Source organism: Desulfovibrio sp. 1214_IL3152, assembly GCF_036763055.1.
Taxonomy (GTDB): Bacteria; Desulfobacterota; Desulfovibrionia; order Desulfovibrionales; family Desulfovibrionaceae; genus Desulfovibrio.
The window spans coordinates 1-1,252 of record NZ_JBAIYW010000408.1 but is presented as its reverse complement, the minus strand read 5'-3'; the positions used below and the strand labels follow the sequence as shown (position 1 = coordinate 1,252).

Below are 1,252 nucleotides of genomic sequence, written 5' to 3'. Positions count from 1 at the left end.
TTTTTTGCCGTTCCACTGGCGGATGCGCCAGGCGGGCTTTTCCGTGACCTGCACCCCGGTGGGCATGACGAGGGCCAAGGCCCGCGCGCCCGCCACTTCGCCGGGGGAAGGGCTTTCGCCTTTCGCACGGTTTCTGTCTCTGCTGCGCACAGGCACGCTGTACGCAAGCATTTTGCCTTCGTCATTGGCGACAGCCATAAACACAATGCCGGGCTGCTTGGCGGTTTCCGTCAGCAGCGACTGAAGACCGTCGCTTGTACCCAGTGTACCCAGCGGCGTACACAGCCCGGTGCGCGCGCCGGCTTCCAAAGCCCATATGAGGGCCTCGGCCCTGTCTATGAGATTCTGTATCATGTATGTCTTGCCGCGCTGGTTGCTGCGCACCGCAAGTGCTGTGATGGCAAGGCCCAGAATGATAGCCATGCCGACCACCATCCAGGGCGAAAGCCCCAGGTGCAGGGCGCGCAGACCCCTGGCGGAAAACAGTCTTGAAACTCTGCTCTTCATGGGTCTTCCTTTGTTTCAGGATGACTGTATTATGTATTTTTTACCCACCCGGTCAAGCCCACTGGTAAAAATTGGACAGACATCGTTATCGGCGAGTAAAAATTGGACAACCTGAAAAAACCCGCCACCTAAAAACCCGGGCTCTTTTTAAATAAAAAACAGTTATTACTCTATGTTATGAAAAAATGACCCAAGTTGGCACGACCTTTGCCTTATACCGGGCAAGACCACGCGAAGTGCAAACCGGTGACAGCGCAACCCCGCCTGGGTGCAGGCGCGCCCGGCCTCACCGGGAGGATACAAAATGCATACTTGTTATTTTCAGAGTTTTTTCGGCTGGGGCGGCGGCTGGTTGGGAATGCTTCTTACAATCACGGTACTCGTGCTGGCGGTCTGGCTTGTAAGCCGCCTGCTGATCAGAAAACGGTGCAATTTTGACCGGCGTGATTCCCTGAACATACTGAAGCACCGCCTGGCATCCGGCGAGATAACACAGGAAGAATACGAAAAGCTTAAAAACGTGATCTGACCGCTTCCTTAACAAAAACAGGTCAAGAGCACGAGCATATACAAGACAAGGAGACCCTCATGAAAAGCACAATCTTCAAACCGTCCATTCTTGCAGCATCCCTGGCCTTTGTTTTCGTCATGGCCCTCACCGTCCTGCCCTCGCAGGCCCAAACCGGCGCAAGCTCCAGCATTGCCTCTCCCTGGTGCGGCAACGGCAACGGGCACGGCGGGAACA

2 protein-coding genes are annotated in these 1,252 nt (G+C 55.4%); one reads left to right on the top strand and one right to left on the bottom strand.

The genetic code is table 11. The features are described 5' to 3' along the window. A partial coding sequence (locus V6C07_RS08745) for a hypothetical protein (protein WP_442891930.1) occupies window positions 1-507 on the bottom strand: 507 nt, incomplete at its 3' end. A gap of 304 nt (window positions 508-811) precedes the next feature. Here V6C07_RS08745 and V6C07_RS08740 point away from each other — a divergent pair. Next, window positions 812-1,036: an SHOCT domain-containing protein gene (locus tag V6C07_RS08740; RefSeq protein WP_333536015.1), complete on the top strand. Its 225-nt coding sequence runs from the start codon at window positions 812-814 to the stop codon at window positions 1,034-1,036. Window positions 1,037-1,252 lie beyond the last annotated feature (216 nt).

What these genes read in the sequence shown, in the direction of transcription:
- V6C07_RS08740 (WP_333536015.1), top strand. Translation starts at nt 812, where the DNA reads ATGCATACTTGTTATTTTCAGAGTTTTTTCGGCTGGGGCGGCGGCTGG.